Annotated in this window: 14 protein-coding genes; 9 read left to right on the top strand and 5 right to left on the bottom strand. The window is 62.8% G+C overall.

Annotated features, from left to right (window positions below; genetic code table 11):
* The first annotated feature begins 319 nt into the window (after positions 1–319).
* From N551_RS0109590 to N551_RS0109565, 6 genes are all read left to right on the top strand, one after another.
* Entirely contained in the window at positions 320–1,141 is an 822-nt protein-coding gene (locus N551_RS0109590) for an ABC transporter ATP-binding protein (RefSeq protein WP_027566798.1), read from the top strand.
* On the top strand, positions 1,138–3,069 hold the full coding sequence (locus N551_RS0109585) for a long-chain fatty acid--CoA ligase (protein WP_027566797.1): 1,932 nt from the start codon (positions 1,138–1,140) through the stop codon (positions 3,067–3,069). Before N551_RS0109590 ends, N551_RS0109585 begins: the two co-directional genes overlap by 4 nt.
* 220 nt (positions 3,070–3,289) lie before the next feature.
* Complete coding sequence (locus N551_RS0109580) at positions 3,290–4,183, top strand: branched-chain amino acid ABC transporter permease (protein ID WP_027519025.1); 894 nt, start codon at positions 3,290–3,292, stop codon at positions 4,181–4,183.
* A gap of 3 nt (positions 4,184–4,186) precedes the next feature.
* Positions 4,187–5,260: a branched-chain amino acid ABC transporter permease gene (locus tag N551_RS0109575; RefSeq protein WP_027519026.1), complete on the top strand. Its 1,074-nt coding sequence runs from the start codon at positions 4,187–4,189 to the stop codon at positions 5,258–5,260.
* A gap of 46 nt (positions 5,261–5,306) precedes the next feature.
* Positions 5,307–6,590 (top strand): ABC transporter substrate-binding protein, encoded by a 1,284-nt coding sequence (locus N551_RS0109570; protein WP_027566796.1) that lies wholly within the window; start codon positions 5,307–5,309, stop codon positions 6,588–6,590.
* 160 nt (positions 6,591–6,750) lie between these two features.
* Positions 6,751–7,593 (top strand): ABC transporter ATP-binding protein, encoded by an 843-nt coding sequence (locus N551_RS0109565; protein WP_027566795.1) that lies wholly within the window; start codon positions 6,751–6,753, stop codon positions 7,591–7,593.
* Here N551_RS0109565 and N551_RS0109560 read toward each other — a convergent pair.
* Positions 7,590–8,744, bottom strand: coding sequence for an AGE family epimerase/isomerase (locus tag N551_RS0109560; RefSeq protein ID WP_027566794.1), 1,155 nt, complete (start codon positions 8,742–8,744; stop codon positions 7,590–7,592). The two genes, N551_RS0109565 and N551_RS0109560, sit on opposite strands and share 4 nt — an antisense overlap.
* Before the next feature lie 85 nt (positions 8,745–8,829).
* Here N551_RS0109560 and N551_RS0109555 point away from each other — a divergent pair, with 85 nt between their 5' ends.
* The gene (locus N551_RS0109555) at positions 8,830–10,053 is read left to right on the top strand and encodes a phenylacetate--CoA ligase family protein (RefSeq protein WP_027566793.1); all 1,224 of its coding nucleotides are present in this window, start codon (positions 8,830–8,832) and stop codon (positions 10,051–10,053) included.
* Between the two features lie 153 nt (positions 10,054–10,206).
* Here N551_RS0109555 and N551_RS36535 read toward each other — a convergent pair whose 3' ends face one another.
* From N551_RS36535 to N551_RS0109535, 4 genes are read right to left on the bottom strand one after another with little or no spacing between them, the layout of a single operon-like run.
* The gene (locus N551_RS36535; protein ID WP_027566792.1) at positions 10,207–11,439 is read right to left on the bottom strand and encodes a Gfo/Idh/MocA family protein; all 1,233 of its coding nucleotides are present in this window, start codon (positions 11,437–11,439) and stop codon (positions 10,207–10,209) included.
* 48 nt (positions 11,440–11,487) lie between these two features.
* Positions 11,488–12,585 (bottom strand): CDP-glucose 4,6-dehydratase, encoded by a 1,098-nt coding sequence (gene rfbG, locus N551_RS0109545; protein ID WP_245287752.1) that lies wholly within the window; start codon positions 12,583–12,585, stop codon positions 11,488–11,490.
* Positions 12,567–13,340: a glucose-1-phosphate cytidylyltransferase gene (rfbF, locus tag N551_RS0109540; protein WP_027566790.1), complete on the bottom strand. Its 774-nt coding sequence runs from the start codon at positions 13,338–13,340 to the stop codon at positions 12,567–12,569. Before rfbF ends, rfbG begins: the two co-directional genes overlap by 19 nt.
* 55 nt (positions 13,341–13,395) lie before the next feature.
* Positions 13,396–14,661: a class I SAM-dependent methyltransferase gene (locus N551_RS0109535; protein ID WP_027566789.1), complete on the bottom strand. Its 1,266-nt coding sequence runs from the start codon at positions 14,659–14,661 to the stop codon at positions 13,396–13,398.
* A gap of 262 nt (positions 14,662–14,923) precedes the next feature.
* Between N551_RS0109535 and N551_RS0109530 the strand changes: the two genes are divergently transcribed.
* Entirely contained in the window at positions 14,924–15,988 is a 1,065-nt protein-coding gene (locus N551_RS0109530) for a glycosyltransferase family 2 protein (protein ID WP_027566788.1), read from the top strand.
* Positions 15,985–16,692, top strand: a complete 708-nt coding sequence (locus N551_RS0109525; RefSeq protein WP_027566787.1) for a class I SAM-dependent methyltransferase — start codon at positions 15,985–15,987, stop codon at positions 16,690–16,692. The genes N551_RS0109530 and N551_RS0109525 overlap by 4 nt, the downstream gene beginning before the upstream one ends.
* The last annotated feature ends 84 nt before the right edge of the window (positions 16,693–16,776 follow it).

Raw genomic sequence — 16,776 nt, 5'->3', positions numbered from 1 at the left:
CCGCACCGTTCGTCACTCCTGTTCTGCTGCAATGCAGCATGATCGTCTCGGCTACCATCAGACGAAAGATGGAGGCTGCGAGCGCCCAAAAAACTTTGTCGCAGAATTGTCAGGCGGGAGACATTTCAAAATAGCGCTTTCCCCTATTGAGGACCACCTCGGGCGATGCGGCTTTTGATCCCAAACGGGAACGAGAGCGGCGCGGCTCCGGTCGAGACCATCTGCTGCATGGCCTCACCGGCACGGCCGTACTAGGATCGCCCGACAGAACGGACGAAGAGCGCCACTGAATGCGCCATCACCGGGAGGGATCTGTTTGGTGGCTACCAGTCTTGAAGTGCGCGGCGTGTCCTTGCGATTCGGCGGCGTTCGTGCGCTGACCGATGTCGGCTTCGCCATCAGGGAAGGCGAGCTGTTCTCGATTATTGGCCCCAATGGTGCCGGCAAGACCTCGATCGTGAACTGTATTTCCGGCCGCTACAAGCCGACCGAAGGCCAGCTGTTCTACCAGGGCCGCGACATCACCGGCCTGACGCCCAACGCGCGCGCTTCGCTCGGCATCGGCCGCACCTTTCAGAACCTGGCGCTGTTCCACCATATGAGCGTGCTCGACAACATCATGGTCGGCCGCCATCACCTCCTGAAGAACAATTTTCTCACGGGCTCGCTGTACTGGTTCACCGGCGCGCGCAAGGAAGAGCTCGAGCACCGCCGTAAGGTCGAGGAGATCATCGATTTCCTCGATCTCCAATCGGTGCGAAAGGCGCCGGCCGGCACCCTCTCCTATGGTCTGCGCAAGCGGGTGGAGCTCGCGCGCGCCATGGCACTGGAGCCACGCCTCATTCTCCTCGACGAGCCGATGGCCGGCATGAACTTCGAGGAGAAGGAGGACATGGCCCGCTACATCGTCGACCTCAACGAGGAGTTCGGCATGACCGTGGTGATGATTGAGCACGACATGGGCGTGGTAATGGACATCTCCCACCGCGTCATGGTGCTGGATTTCGGCCGCAAGATCGCCGAGGGCGATCCGGCCGCCGTGCTCGCCGATCCCCACGTCAGGCGCGCCTATCTCGGCGAAGAAGACGAGGTGCTGGTCGACCCTGACGATGCTCCGCCGGCGCAGGAGAGCGCGGCATGATGGATTACGCAGGCCGCGTCGCGCAGGCCGACACCTATCCGAAGATGCTCCGGCTCAATGCGAAGGAGTACGGCAACGAGATCGCGTTGCGCGAAAAGGATCTCGGGCTGTGGCGCCCGTTCACCTGGAACGCCTACCAGACGCGGGTGCGCGACTTCGCGCTCGGCCTGATCGAACTGGGCCTTGGGCGCGAAGATGTCGTCGGCATCATCGGCGACAACCGGCCGGACTGGGTCGCGGCGGAAATAGCAACCCACGCGATCGGAGGCTTGAGCCTCGGGCTATATCGTGACGTGCTCGACGAAGAAGCCTCTTATCTCCTCAATTATGGCGAGGCGCAGCTCGTTTTCGCCGAGGACGAGGAGCAGGTCGACAAGCTGCTTACGCTGGCCGACCGCGTCCCAAAGCTGAAGCACATCATCTATTCCGATCCGCGCGGCATGCGGAAATACGACGATCCGCGCTTGATGTCGGCGGAGACGTTTGCCGAACTCGGCCGGGCGCGGGCTACGCGCGAGCCGGAACTTTACGACCGGCTGGTGGACGCGACCAAGGGCGAGGACGTCGCGATCCTCTGCACGACATCAGGCACCACCTCGCATCCAAAGCTCGCGATGCTCGCGGCCGGCCACGTGCTCGGCCACTGCGCGACATACCTCGCTTTCGATCCGAAAGGGCCGGACGACGAATACGTGTCGGTGCTGCCGCTGCCCTGGATCATGGAGCAGGTCTATGTACTCGGCAAAGGCCTCTTGTGCCGGATGAAGATCAACTTCGTCGAAGAGCCCGAGACCATGATGAACGATCTGCGTGAGATCGCACCGACGTTCATCCTGTTTGCACCGCGCGTTTGGGAATCAATCGCCGCCGACGTCCGCGCCAGGGTGATGGACGCAACGCCGTTCAAGCAGCGCCTGTTCGACATCGGCATGAAGAGCGGGCTTGCCGCGCTCGAACAGGGCGAGCGTTCCGGCTTTGCCGACGCGATCCTGTTCCGTGCATTGCGCGACCGCCTCGGCTTCACCCGCCTGCGTTCAGCCGCAACCGGCGGCGCGGCACTCGGGCCCGAGACCTTCAAGTTCTTCCAGGCCATGGGCGTGCCGCTGCGCACGCTCTACGGCCAGACCGAGCTGCTGGGGGCCTACACGCTGCATCCCGCGGGCAAGGTCGACCCCGACACGACAGGCGTGCCGATGGCCGACAGCGTCGAAATCCGCATCGACAATGCCGACGTTCACGGCGTCGGCGAAATCGTGGTGCGGCATCCCAACATGTTCCTCGGCTACTACAAGAACCCGGAGGCGAGCGTCGCTGACCTCAGGGATGGCTGGATGCTGTCCGGCGACGCCGGCTATTTCAACGCGAATCGCCAGCTCGTGGTCATCGATCGCATCAAGGATCTCGCCGAGACCTCGCGCGGCGAGCGCTTCTCGCCACAATTCATCGAGAACAAGTTGAAGTTCTCGGCTTATATCGCGGAAGCCGTGGTGCTTGGTGCAGGCCGGGACGCGCTCGCCGCCATGATCTGCATCCGCTACTCCATCATCTCGAAATGGGCGGAGAAGAACCGGCTCTCGTTTACGACCTACAGCGACCTGGCCTCGCGGCCCGAGGTTTATGCGCTACTCAAGAAGGAAGTCGAGACCGTCAACGCGACTCTGCCGCCGGCACAGCGCATCTCCCGCTTCCTGCTGCTCTACAAGGAGCTCGACGCCGACGATGGCGAGCTCACCCGCACGCGGAAAGTGCGGCGCAGCGTCATCAACGAAAAATACGAAGGCATCATCGACGCGATCTACCGCGGCCAGGCCGACATCCCCGTGGACACCGTGATCCGCTTCCAGGACGGCACCACGCAAAGGGTGCGGACCACGCTGCGAGTGGTGGATCTCGGCGGACCGGGGCATTTGGCGGAGGCGGCGGAGTGAACTTCGTGGCAATCACAGGTGCAATGCGTATTGCTGCGCCCTCTCCCCTTGTGGGAGAGGGCATCTCCGCAGCCCGCCCCACCCTCACTTCGGTGAGGGGTCCTCTCTCCGCGCGTTCATTGCTGAGAGAACCCCTCACCCGTCTTCGCTTCGCGAAGCCACCCTCTCCCACAAGGGGAGAGGGGAAGAGCGCGCCGGATTTGTCAGCGAGCACCACTTCATGAACACCGCCTTCCTCATTCAGCTCCTGGTCAACGGCCTCGTGGTCGGCACGCTCTATGGCGTGGTCGCGATGTCGTTTGTGCTGATCTACAAGGCTAGCCAGGTCGTCAATTTCGCGCAGGGCGAGCTCTTGCTTGTCGGCGCCTGGGTGTGCTGGACTTTGCTCGCGAAATACCAGGTGCCGTTCTGGATCGGCATGCCGATGACGCTGGTGTTCATGTTCGTGTTCGGCATCGCGGTGCAGGTCCTGATCCTGCGACCGATGATCGGCGAACCCATCATCTCGGTCATCATGGTGACGATCGGCCTCTCCACCGTGCTGCAGGCCACGCTGAAATGGATGTTCGGCGTCAATCCGCAGCCGTTCCCGCGCGTGTTCGAGAGCCAGTCCGTCAGCCTGCTCGGGCTCCAGATCCAGACCGTCTATGTCATGAGCCTCGTTGTCTCGATCGCGATGATGATTGGCATGGCCTGGTTCTTCCGCGCGTCAAAGTACGGCCTTGCGATGCGCGCCACTGCGTTCAACCAACAGGTCGCGCAATCGCTCGGCATCTCCGTGAAAAGCGTGTTCGCGATGGCCTGGGCGATCTCCGCAACGGTGTCGGCGGTTGCAGGCGTCGTGGTCGCGGTCGTGAACGGCGTATCCTCGGGCCTTGCCGCCTATGGGATCAAAGTGTTTCCGGCTGCGATCCTCGGCGGGCTCGATTCCGTCGGCGGTGCCGTGCTCGGCGGCATCATCATCGGATTACTCGAGAACATCGCGCAATATGTCGACAGCGAATACCTTCACTGGGGCAATCTCTACGAGATCGCGCCGTTCTACGTCCTCATCATCGTGCTGATGATCAAGCCCTACGGCCTGTTCGGCACCCACGACATCGAACGGATCTGATCTATGGCCGGCCCCGCCCTCATCCCTGCTGGTGATTTCCGCACCTCTTACGCGGCCGACACCACGATCTTCCCGACCGCCACCAGCCGCAATTTTGCGATCGCCGGCGTGCTGGCGCTGTGTCTCGTGCCGCAATTCCTTGGCGGCTATTGGCTCAGCATCCTGATCCAGATCGGCATCTTCTCGATCGCTGCGCTGGGGCTGAACATCCTGGTCGGCTTCACCGGCCAGATCTCGATCGGCCATGCCGCTTTCTTCCTGCTCGGCGCCTTCACCTCGGCCTACATCTCCAACAGCACATCGATCCCGGTGTTCTTCGCGATCCCCCTCGCGGGCGTCGTCACTGCGCTGGTCGGGCTGATCTTCGGCATCCCGGCGGCGCGGCTGAAGGGGCTTTACCTCGTCATCGCGACGCTCGCAGCACAATACATCCTGCTCGACTTCTTCTCCCGCGCAGAGTGGTTCACCGGCGGCTCGGTGCCGGCCAGCGCCAATCCGTTCTCGATCTTCGGCTACACGCTGCGCGGCGACAGGCAATATTTCTATGTCGTACTCGCCTACGTAGTTGCAAGCTACGTCCTCGTCACCAATCTGATGCGCACCCGCGACGGCCGCGCGCTGGTGGCGATTCGCGACCATTATCTCTCCGCGGAGATCATGGGCATCAATCTCACCAAGTATCGCACGTTGTCATTTGGGCTCGCCGCCTTCTTCGCCGGCATCGCCGGCGCGCTCTACGCACACTACCAGCTCGTGGTGTCGCAAGAGGGCTTCGGCATCGAACGCTCGATCCTGTTCCTGGCCATGATCATCATCGGCGGCACCGGTTCGATCATGGGCACGCTGATGGGTACCGCGTTCGTGGTGCTGCTGCCCGAGACGATGGAGTTCCTCAGCGTGGCGCTGAAGGGCGGCGCGATCGACAAGGCGCTGTCGCTGAACAACAACATCACCTTCCTGCGCGAGATCGCGATCGGGGTGATCATCATCGCGTTCCTGATGTTCGAGCCGGATGGGCTCGCTCATCGCTGGCGGCAGATCAAGGCGTATTGGAAACTCTACCCGTTCTCGCATTGAGCGCGGGCAACTCGCAAACCAACAAATAAACAGGAGGAGGCAACCAATGAAAACTAAATCCCTTTTGAGCACCGCGTCACTTGCGCTGGCGATCGCCGCATTCTCGTCAGGCGCGCAGGCGCAGATCGCGATCGGGCATCTCGCCGATTATTCCGGCGGCACGTCCGACGTCGGCACGCCCTACGGCCAAGCCGTCGCCGACACCTTCGCCTGGGTCAACAAGAACGGCGGCGTCGGCGGCAAGCAGCTCAACGTCGACACCAACGACTATGGCTACCAGGTACCGCGCGCGATCGCGCTCTACAAGAAGTGGTCGGCGCCGGACTCCAAGGTCGCGGCGATCATGGGCTGGGGCACGGCAGACACCGAGGCGCTGACCGGCTTCCTCGCACAAGATAAAATTCCCGATCTCTCCGGCTCCTACGCCGCTGCCCTCACCGATCCCGAAGGTGTCAGCGGCAAGGCCAAGCCCGCGCCCTATAATTTCTTCTATGGTCCGAGCTATTCGGACTCGCTGCGCGCGATGCTGATGTGGGCAGCCGAAGACTGGAAGGCCAAGGGCAAGTCCGGCAAGCCGAAATTCGTCCACATGGGCGCCAACCACCCCTACCCGAACGCACCGAAGGCCGCCGGCGAAGCCATGGCGCAGGAGCTCGGCTTCGAGGTGCTGCCGCCGCTGGTGTTCGCGCTCGCGCCGGGTGACTACAGCGCGCAGTGCCTGAGCCTGAAATCCTCAGGCGCCAACTACGCCTATCTCGGCAACACCGCCGCGTCCAACATCTCGGTGATGAAGGCCTGCAAGACCGCCGGCGTCGACATCCAATTCATGGGCAATGTCTGGGGCATGGACGAGAACGCCGCCAAGACCGCAGGCGATGCCGCCGACGGCGTGATCTTCCCGCTGCGCACCGCGGTCAGCTGGGGCGGCGATGCGCCCGGCATGAAAACGGTGATGGAGATCTCGAAGATGTCCGACCCGACCGGCAAGGTCTATCGGCCGGTGCACTACATCGCGGCGGTGTGCTCGGCGCTCTACATGAAGGAGGCGATCGATTGGGCCGCCAAGAACGGCGGCGCCACCGGCGAGAACGTCGCCAAGGGCTTCTACCAGAAGAAGGACTGGGTGCCGGCCGGGATGGAGGGCGTCTGCAATCCCTCGACCTGGACCGACAAGGACCACCGCGGCACGCTGAAGGTCGACCTCTACCGCACCAAGATTGCGGGAGCGACCGACGGCGACCTCAACGACCTCATGGCCAAGGGCGCGATCAAGCTCGAGAAGGTCAAGACCGTCGAGCTCCCGCGCAAGCCGGACTTGCTGGGCTGGTGAGCTTAGCGCTCACCTCACACAGAAATGTCATCCCCCGCCTTGTGCGCAGCGCGCACTGGAGCGGGGGATTCAGTACGCCGGGGCCTCTCCGTGAGTCTCAGGCGTCTCTGGAATACTGGGTCGCCCGGTCAAGCCGGGCGACGACAGCGGAGTATGAGGCATGACCGAAATTCACGAAGCAGCAGCTCGTCCCTCCCCCGGCATCGTACCCGCACCGCCTCTCCTTGCCGTGCGCAACATCGAGGTCGTCTATGACGACGTCATCCTGGTGCTGCGCGGTCTCAGCCTCGACGTGCCCAAGGGCGCGATCGTGGCGCTGCTCGGCGCCAACGGCGCCGGCAAGTCGACGACGCTGAAGGCGATCTCCGGGCTGCTCAAGACCGAGGACGGCGAAGTCACGCGTGGCGAAATCTTGTTCGAAGGCGAGCGGATCAATGGCATCGACCCCGACAAGATCGTCCGCCGCGGCATCTTCCAGGTGATGGAGGGCCGGCGCATCGTCGCCGACATGACCTCGCTGGAAAATCTCAAGCTCGGCGCCTTCACCCGCAGGGACCGCGAGGTCGGCGCCGATCTCGATATGGTCTTCAACTATTTCCCGCGTCTGAAAGAGCGCACCGGGCTTGCCGGTTATCTCTCCGGCGGCGAACAGCAGATGCTCGCGATCGGCCGCGCACTGATGGCGCGCCCGAAGATGATCCTGATGGACGAGCCCTCGATGGGCCTGTCGCCTCTGCTGGTGAAAGAGGTGTTCTCGATCATCCACAAGATCAACCGTGACCTCGGCGTCACCATTCTCCTGGTCGAGCAGAACGCCCGCGCCGCGCTGTCGGTGGCAAGCCACGGCTACATCATGGAGCAGGGCAAGGTCGTGCTCGACGGCACCGCGGACGAATTGCGCGACAACGAGGACGTCAAGGAATTCTACCTCGGCGGCGCCGGCGACCAGCGCAAGAGCTTCAAGAACCTCAAAAGCTTCAAGCGGCGCAAGCGCTGGCTTTAACCTTCCAATACCTGTTCCGCTTCCGTGACTGCGCAGAGAACATGATAGAACGACGACGCAGGAATGGTGTCGATCAGCGATTTGCCGTCGCGCTCGAACTGGTCGTACCAGCCGCCCCGCACGGGATGGCTGAGATAATGCCGTTCGAGCCGCGCCAGCGCCATGCGCGCCTCGTCCGCCGCGCCCGCCTCGCCGGATTCGGCCTGCGCGATCCACGCCTTCGCAATCTCGGTCTGTGGCCACAGCCGACGCGTAGTGCGGCGAATGTTGCCGGCGTCGTCACCCTCGTCGATCAGGCAGCCGGTGGCCTCGTCGCGATAGCGCAGCGCGGTTTTCAGCAGCTCGGCGCGCCGCTGTCCGGTCGGGCAGCCCGTGATGCGTTCGAACCCCTTCAGCAACCAGACCCATTCCGCCTGGTGGCCGGGCTCGACGCTGACCGGCGCGATCTTCGACCAGTCCTCTTCGAAATATTCGCCGAGCGCGCGCGTCCGCTTGTCGTAGAGATTGGCGAGGAACAGCGCGAAGAACTCGCCGGCACGGTTCTGGAACGACAAATCGTGGGTTGCGTCGAAGCACGCGATCATCGCCTCGAACAGATGCATGTGCGGGTTCTGCCGGCGCGGCAGCGAGACCGGAAGGCCTTCGTGGACGCCGCCGTGCGGCGAGCGCAGATGGCCATCGAGGAAGGCGAGCAGCGCATCGATCTCGGTGCGAATTTGTGCGTCCTGGTCGAGCGCATAGACGGCCGCGAGCGCAAACAGGATGAAGGCGTGGTCGTAGGCGTCGCGGCGGGCGTCCAGCACCGCGCCCTCCGGCGTCAGCCGGTGCACGTAGCCGGGCCGGCCGTCGGGCGTCTTTGCCTTGGCGAGCAGATGCTCGAGGCCCTTCAGTGCGACGGCGCGCCCCTCAGGGTACCAGCCCATCTGCGCAGCCTTGGCGTAGCACCAGATCTGGCGGGCCTGCACGAACACCCGGCGCGGCGCGGTCACGTCCGCCGTGCCGTCACGATGCAGCCGATCGATGAAACCACCCGCGCCATGGTCCCAGCCGACCGTCGACCACAACGGCAGCGCCTCGTCGATCATGCGGCGCTTCAGGCGCGGCACGACGTCCGACGCCTCGTCCTCCGCACTGATTCCCTCGTCCGCCATCGCGTCCTCTTCAAACCTCGTCCAGGCCGTCTGATACCCATGCCGGCGGCGGCACGCAACGGATGCCAACACGGAAAGATCAGCCATGACCGCCCATTACGACGCCCTCGAGACGCGCGAGCAAGCCGCGCGCGAGGCCGATCTGTTCGCCCGCCTGCCCGGCGTGCTGCGCTCTGCGATGACCGCGCCCGCCTATGCTGATCGGCTGAAAGGCCTGGATCCGGCTACCGTGACCTCCAGGGCGGCATTGGCGGGCCTCCCAGTGCTGCGCAAGTCGGAACTGCCGGCCCTGCACAAGGCCTCCACGCCGTTCGGAGGGTTCGTCGCGGCGGCGCCCGGCTCCTTCGCCCGCCTCTTCACTTCCCCCGGCCCGATTTTCGAGCCGGAGGGGCGGCAGGCCGATCCGTGGCGCGGCGCACGGGCGCTGTTCGCGGCCGGGTTCCGTCCCGACGACATCGTGCTCAACACCTTCAGCTATCATCTCACTCCCGGCGGCTTCATCTTCGATGCGTCGGCCCGCGCGCTCGGATGCGCCGTGATCCCGGCCGGTCCAGGGAATACCGAGCAGCAATTCGAGCTGATCGAGGCCTACCGTCCCGTCGGCTACAGCGGCACGCCGGACTTCCTGAAGATCTTGCTCGATGCTGCCGCAAGCTCAGGACGCGACGTCTCCTCGATCAAGCGCGCGCTGGTCTCGGGCGCGGCCTTCCCGCCCTCGCTCCAGGCGGAGATCAAGGCGCGCGGCATCGACGCCTACCAGGCCTTCGGCACCGCCGATCTCGGCCTCATCGCCTTCGAGACCAGCGCGCGCGACGGCATGGTCGTGAACGAGGATCTGATCATGGAGATCGTCAAGCCCGGCACCGGCGATCCCGTGGCGTCCGGCGACGTCGGCGAGATCGTCGTGACTTCGCTCGACCCGCACCATCCCTGGGTCCGACTCGCTCTCGGCGACCTCACCGCGGCACTGCCGGGGACCAGCCCCTGCGGGCGCACCAACATGCGCATCAAGGGTTGGATGGGCCGCGCCGACCAGACCACCAAGGTCAAGGGCATGTTCGTCCGCCCGGAGCAGGTCGCCGAGATCGGCAACCGCCATCCCGCGCTCGGAAGATTACGCCTCGTCGTCACGCGCCAGGGCGAGGCCGATGCAATGACGCTGAAAGCGGAGACGGCGGTCGCAAACGACGCGTTGCGCGAGGAGATTGCAGGCACCTTGCGCGCAGTGACGAAGCTCGGAGGCGAGGTTGAATTGGTGAGCCCCGGCGCGCTGCCGAACGATGGCAAGGTGATCGCGGACGAGCGATGACGATGAAATCGGGCGAAACCGCGTTGGTGCCTGAAGCCTATCCGCGACATTTCGTGACTAAGCGTTCGCGCTTCAATCAAGAAACCGCAGCCCCGGCTTGGCCTTACGCAAACCTTCCTTACGCAAGCCTTGGCCTTACGCAAGCCGTGCCGCTCAAGCCAACCGGCTCTGCGTCAGATGCGCGAAGAAGTCCGATTGCTGTATCGTTGCGACCACGGGGCGCAGCCTGTCGTCGTGGACATGAGCCGTCAGGTCGACGGCTTCGATCGCATCGACGATAACGTCTGCAAGCTCCCGTCTCTGGTCGCTGGTACGCGGTTCCTGAATATCCAGGAGCGGGGCAACATTATCGATGATCCAGGCCGAGACATCGGGATCCTCCATCATATCCCCGCGCGCGAGACGGGCTGACACTGCCTTCGCCTCTTCTGCAACCAAGCGGGTCCGCACCGCTTCAGCCAGCTCGACGGCACCGATGCAACGAGACGCCAGTTGGGGCGATGACGAGAAGTCCCGACCCGCGCGAACGAGGTCTAAAAAACCAGCCAGCTCTGTCGCAAGCGGCCCGAGCTTGCCGCCGACATCCAGGCCGGGCAGTTCGACGCCATCGATGAAGATCCGGCCGGGCTCAATGGTGAAATCAAGCTCGGCCCTGCCGCCATCGCGTAGTTCGAGGCGGATCAATCGCTTGCGCGCCACAGCCCTCCGTCCGAACCGAAGCACGGCAAGCGAATGCCCCAAGCCCAGCTCAACCTCGACCGCTCCTTGCGGCAACGGCTTCACCTCGCGCAATTGCGGCTCGGCGCTGTTGTCGATCAGATGCAGCATCGACCAAAGATGAGGAATGATCTCGTCGACCTTATGCGTCGTGACGTTGGACAATTTGGCCATTCCGCGCCGGATCTCCTGCTCAGCATCCAGCCACTCCAATTCGATGGCAGCGACTTCATGCCCTGCGCACAAACCCAGGAAATGACGCAAGAACGGCGCACTGAGCAGATGCAGGCCAACAAGGAGCGGGATGTTGCGCCCAGCCGCCAGATCGACCAGACGCTTCGCACTGTCGATGCTCAGCGCAAGCGGCTTCTCGACCAGGGTTGGCACATCCCTGCGCAGCAAGCTCTCGGCAGTCCCGGCGTGATCGGCGGCAGGTGTCGCAACGATGGCGGCGTCGGGCCCCAAAGCCAGCGCTGCGTCAAGGCTTGCGAGCGGGGTGAACCGAGGGGGCGCTCCTGTGCGCTCAGCGAGAAACGCATTGAGGGCTTCGCTATTGTGGCGCGACACCCACAGCACACAACCGACACGGTCGGAAAGCTGTGCCAAGATGGAAGCGTGCGTACGCCCCCATCGCCCGCCACCGACCAAAGCTACCGTGAGCCCGCTCATTGAAACTTTCCTCACCTCCGCACGGAGTGAGCCGTCAGAAGCGTCCGGTCAGGTCGCGTGACAATAGTCTCGGATCTGACCGAGCGTAAAATCACGCATTGAGGAGGCCGAGCGTTCCAAATCGGCCTTGTACCAATCGACTGTCATTTTCAACGCGTTGTCAAATCCGAGCCGGGGCCGCCAGCCGAGCAATGTTCGCGCCTTCGAGGAGTCCAGCTTCAGGAAGGTCGCTTCGTGCAAATCGTCGCTGCCGACATGCTGCCATTGCGCACCATTGCCCCAAATTGTGGCCAGCGTGTCGGCGAGGCGTGATACCGGCTGCTCGCTCTCCGGCCCTGGGCCGAAGTTCCAGCCGTCCGCCACCGAGGCGCCTTGCCTGAAGGAAGCCTCGGCCAGGAGCAGATATCCGGCAAGAGGCTCAAGCACGTGTTGCCAGGGACGGATGGCTCGCGGGCGGCGCACCTCCAATGCGCGTTGCATCGCAAAGGCGCGGATCGCGTCCGGCACAATGCGATCCTTCGCCCAATCGCCACCGCCAATGACATTGCCCGCACGTCCCGAAGCCGCCGGCGGCTCCGCGAAGCTGCGATTATACGACGTCAGCAGCAGCTCAGCGCATCCCTTGCTCGTGCTATAGGGATCGTGGCCTCCCATCGCCTCGTTCTCGCGATAACCCCACACCCACTCGCGATTTTCATAGCACTTGTCGCTGGTGACGATGACGAACGAACGGACACCGTCACCCGTCCGCTCCGCCTTTGCCTTGAGATTGAACTGACGCACCGCCTCGAGCAGGTTCACCGTACCCATCACGTTGGTCGAGACAGTGCCGATCGGATCGACATAGGATTCGCGCAGGACGGATTGGGCGGCGAGGTGAAACACCACTTCAGGCTTGCTGGTCGCCAACGCATGCGACAATGCCCCGATATCCCTGATATCGCCGCGCGTGTCATCCACGACGGCCGCGACCTCTGCCCGGTCGAACAAGGACGGCGTGGTCGGGGGAGCTAGCGAGAAACCGAAAACCCGGGCGTTCATGGCGGATAGCCACAGGCTGAGCCAGGCGCCCTTGAAACCGGTGTGTCCCGTCACCAGAACACGCCGGCCACGCCAGAACTCAGGGTTTACGTCCACATACGCCACGGCGGGTTGTTCTCCTTCCAGAGCGCCTCAAGCAAATTGCGTTCTCGCAGCGTATCCATCGACCGCCAGAACCCTTCGTGGCGAAACACACGCAGTTCGCCGCTTTGGGCCAGTTGCTCGAGCGGCTGCCGCTCCCAGGTCGTGGAGTCATCGGCAATCAGCTCGGCGATGCGAGGATCGAGCACGAAGAACCCGCCATTGATCCATCCGCCGTCGCCGAGCGGCTTTTCGTTGAAACCCTTCACGACACTGTCGTCGAGTTCGAGACTGCCGAACCTGCCTGGTGGACGCACGCCGGTAACGGTCGCAAGCTTGCCGTGCGAGCGATGAAACGAGATCAGCTTCGCGATGTCGATATCGGCGACGCCATCGCCATAGGTCAGGCAGAACGCATCATCATCCTGCACAAAGGGCAGCGCCCTCTTGATGCGGCCGCCCGTCTCGGTCTCGGCGCCGGTGTCGACCAGCGTCACGCGCCACGGCTCCGACCGGCTGGCGTGAAAGTCGATCTGGTTGTTCTTGAGATCGATCGTGACGTCGGACGTGTGCAGCAGGTAGTGCGAGAAGTATTCCTTGATCAGGTAGCCCTTGTATCCCAGGCATATCACGAAGTCGTTGATGCCGAACGACGAGTAGATCTTCATGATGTGCCAGAGGATCGGATGACCGCCGATCTCGACCATCGGTTTCGGTCGGACGGAGGTTTCCTCGCTGAGGCGACTGCCGAGGCCTCCCGCCAGAATCATCGCTTTCATGACACCATTCCTACCGAGGGCGATCCGGCGCGCCGGCTTGACGTCCGGCCCACGCTCAATCCGGAAGTATGCGGACTTCGGGCAACGGCATGACCAGTTTCGACTTCAGTCCTCTTGCCCGCAATTGTTCGGCAATCGGCTGACCATAGTGCCAGGCGAGCAGCACCACGTAGTCGGGCTGTTCGCGGATCAGGCGCTCGTTGTCGACGATCGGAATCTGCTTTCCGGGCAAATGCAGGCCGAGCTTGAGCGAGGTGGGCTGCTCGCAGATATACGGCATCAGCGTACGATCGATGCCGACATAGTTCAGCAGCGTGCTGCAACGGCCAGGGCACGAATTGCCGACGAAGCTCAGGCCCTTCTTGTTGCAGTCGAGGGCGAGCTCGAGGAGGTCGCGCTTGACCTTTTCGGCGCGCGCACGGAAAGCCGCGTAGCATTCGGGGTTCGAGAGACCGAAATCATCCTCGGCCTTCAAGAGTTGAGCGAGCGCGGGCTTGACCGGACGCCCCCTGCCCTTCGCCACGTACACGCGGATATTGCCGCCATAACGGCTGACGCGCTGCGCGTCGACACACGTGAAATCGAAGAACTCGAACAGCTTGACGATCGACTTCAGCGAATAGGTGCGAAGGTGCTCGTGGTAGATCGTATCGAACTGCCCACCCTCGATGACGTCGAGCAGATAATGGTTTTCGAGGATGAAGACGCCGTCGGGCGCCAGCAGGCGCTCCAAGCCGCGGATAAAGCCACCGAGCTGGGCTACATGCGCGAAGACGTTGGTGGCGGTGGCGACCTTGGCATGGCCGTGCGTCTCCACCACCTTGCGGGCAGTTTCCTCGTCGAAGAACGCCTGCAGCGTGTCGATGCCCTGTTCCTGCGCGATGCGTCCGATGTTGGTCGGCTCGATGCCGAGAACGCGCATGCCGCGTCGCTTGAACCCTGAGAGCAGCGTTCCGTCGTTGGACCCGATGTCGACAACGAGTTCGTCCGGCTTGAGCCCGAGGTCTGCGACCGCATCCTGCACGAACGCGTCCTGATAGACCGCGAGCTCCTTGGTGATGCCAGAGCGGTACGGATATTCGGGGTGGAATACGACTTCCGGCGGAACGACGTAGTCGATCTGCGACAGCGAGCAATCGCGACACCACACCTGACGAAGCGGGTAGCTCGTTTCGGGACCGTCGAGCTGTGCCTTCGAGGGCAGCGAGTCGCACAGTGGTTGATGTCCAAGGTCGATGACAAGCTCAAGCCGCTCCGAGCCGCAGACCTGACAGCGCGTCAGCTTCCCGGTTGGGATCTCATGATATGAGGCGTGGGGCATTCGGAACCTTAATTGCAACAACGAGATACGGCGGATTTCCGGGAGGCGATTCTCCCAGGCGGTGGCGCGATACGGAACGCGCCGGGCGAGCCTTACTGGAAAGCCCCCCATTAATCAAGCATATGCCCTTCGGAATGCTGCGTAATTTGCCCGCGAGAGGCCCCGGCGGCTTTGCGCGATGCGCCGCATCTGATACTAGCATTTTTCAGCTGACAGCAACCCTTGACCAATACCGATACACACGGACAGGACAACAAACGAAATGCGCGGAAAGCCCGCCGACACGGAACGCAAGCTCATTTCCATTTTGATTCCTGTCTTCAATGAGGAAGGCAACATCCGCAGGGCCTATGACGCCGTTTGTCATGTCTTCGAACAAATGAATGATCGCTATACGTTCGAAATCATCTTCACGGACAACCACAGCACCGACAACTCGAGTGCTATTGTCACCGAGCTGGCAGCAGCCGATCCGCGCGTTCGCGCGGTACGATTTGCCCGAAACTTTGGCTTCCAGAGGTCCGTGCTCACGGCCTATCGTCTGGCCTCCGGAGACGCCGCCATCCAGATCGACTGCGACCTCCAGGATCCACCGACAGTATTCCCCAAGTTCCTGGAGCTGTGGGAGCAGGGTCACGACGTGGTGGTGGGTATCAGGCGCTTCCGGCAGGAAAGCAAGCTGCTGCAGTGGGCGCGACGGGTCTACTACCGGCTGCTCAGGCGACTATCCGACGATAATCTGATGCTCGACAGCGGCGATTTCAGGCTGATCGACCGCACCGTGCTGGATCAGCTCCATCTGATCAACGACGTCGCGCCTTATACGCGCGGCCTGACGTCGCTGCTCGCGACCAAGCAGATCGGAGTGGCCTACGACCGACACGCGCGGCAAGCCGGGGTCAGTAAATTTCCGCTCGGAAAGCTGATATCGCTGGCGGTCGACGGGTTGATCACGCACTCGATCTTCCCGCTTCGCCTCGCCGCCTTCATTGGCCTGGGAATCTCTGTACTGACCTGCCTCGCAAGCTTCTTCTACATCTTCTCGCGGCTATTCTTCGGTATCAACTGGCCGGCGGGTTTTGCCACGACAACAGTGCTGCTGCTGTTCGGGATCAGTCTCAATGCCATCTTTCTTGGCATTATCGGCGAGTATGTGGGACGCATCTACAATCAGGTACGCTCTCGGCCGACGACGGTCATCGAGTTCAGCGTCAATCTGCCGGATGTGTCCCTGGAACGTCTTGCACTACAAGCGCCGGCGGCGGCGGGCATCCGAAGAGCACCAGTCGAGATCTCCCGCCGAACCGGGACGGAGCAGTCATCATGACCGAATTCGACCAATATCGCGACGGCTACAGCACACAAATCGACAGCGCCATCGCCTTCAGCGGCCAGCCGCAGGATTTCTTCACGCGCGCGAAGGCACGCTACCTGCTTGATGCGTTCTCCAAATTCCGCGCGCAGAACGATATTTCATTGCGACCGGTCGATGTCCTGGATATCGGCTGCGGGCAGGGCTTGATTCATCCACATCTTAAGCCTGCGCAATCCGGCATCAAACTCACCGGAATCGACGTGGCCGGTACGGTCATCGAAGAAGCAAAAGCGACCAATCCGGATGTCCACTACGATGTCTATGAAGGCACGCGGCTTCCCTATCAGAATCGCAGCTTCGATATCGCCTACGCGATAGCCGTCATGCATCACGTTCCGCCTGACGATTGGGAGTCCTTTCTCGTCGAAGCGGCTCGCGTGGTCCGGCCGGGAGGCCTCGTCATCATCATCGAGCACAATCCGCTCAATCCGCTGACGCAGAAGATCGTCAGGAGTTGCCCGTTCGACCAGAACGCCGTGTTGCTCCGCTCCGGTCGGCTCGCCAAGCTGTTTCGCGCCGCCGGGATGGTCGATCTGGAACGGCAGTTCATTATATTTACCCCGTTCGACACCCCCTTCTTCCACAAGGTGGATGCCAGCTTCGGTTGGCTGCCGCTCGGCGCGCAATACTGCATGGCCGCTCGTGTGCCCTCGTGAGGCGCTTCACTCAAGCCTCGCACTGAACCAGCCCGCGTCGCCCAATGTCGCGGCGCAACGCGCTGTCCGTTACCCTCTCACCTT

It is taken from the genome of Bradyrhizobium sp. URHA0013, from assembly GCF_000518345.1.
Taxonomy (GTDB): domain Bacteria; phylum Pseudomonadota; class Alphaproteobacteria; order Rhizobiales; family Xanthobacteraceae; genus Bradyrhizobium.
Note: the sequence above shows the minus strand (reverse complement) of the source record. Positions and strands in the feature narration are given on the sequence as shown.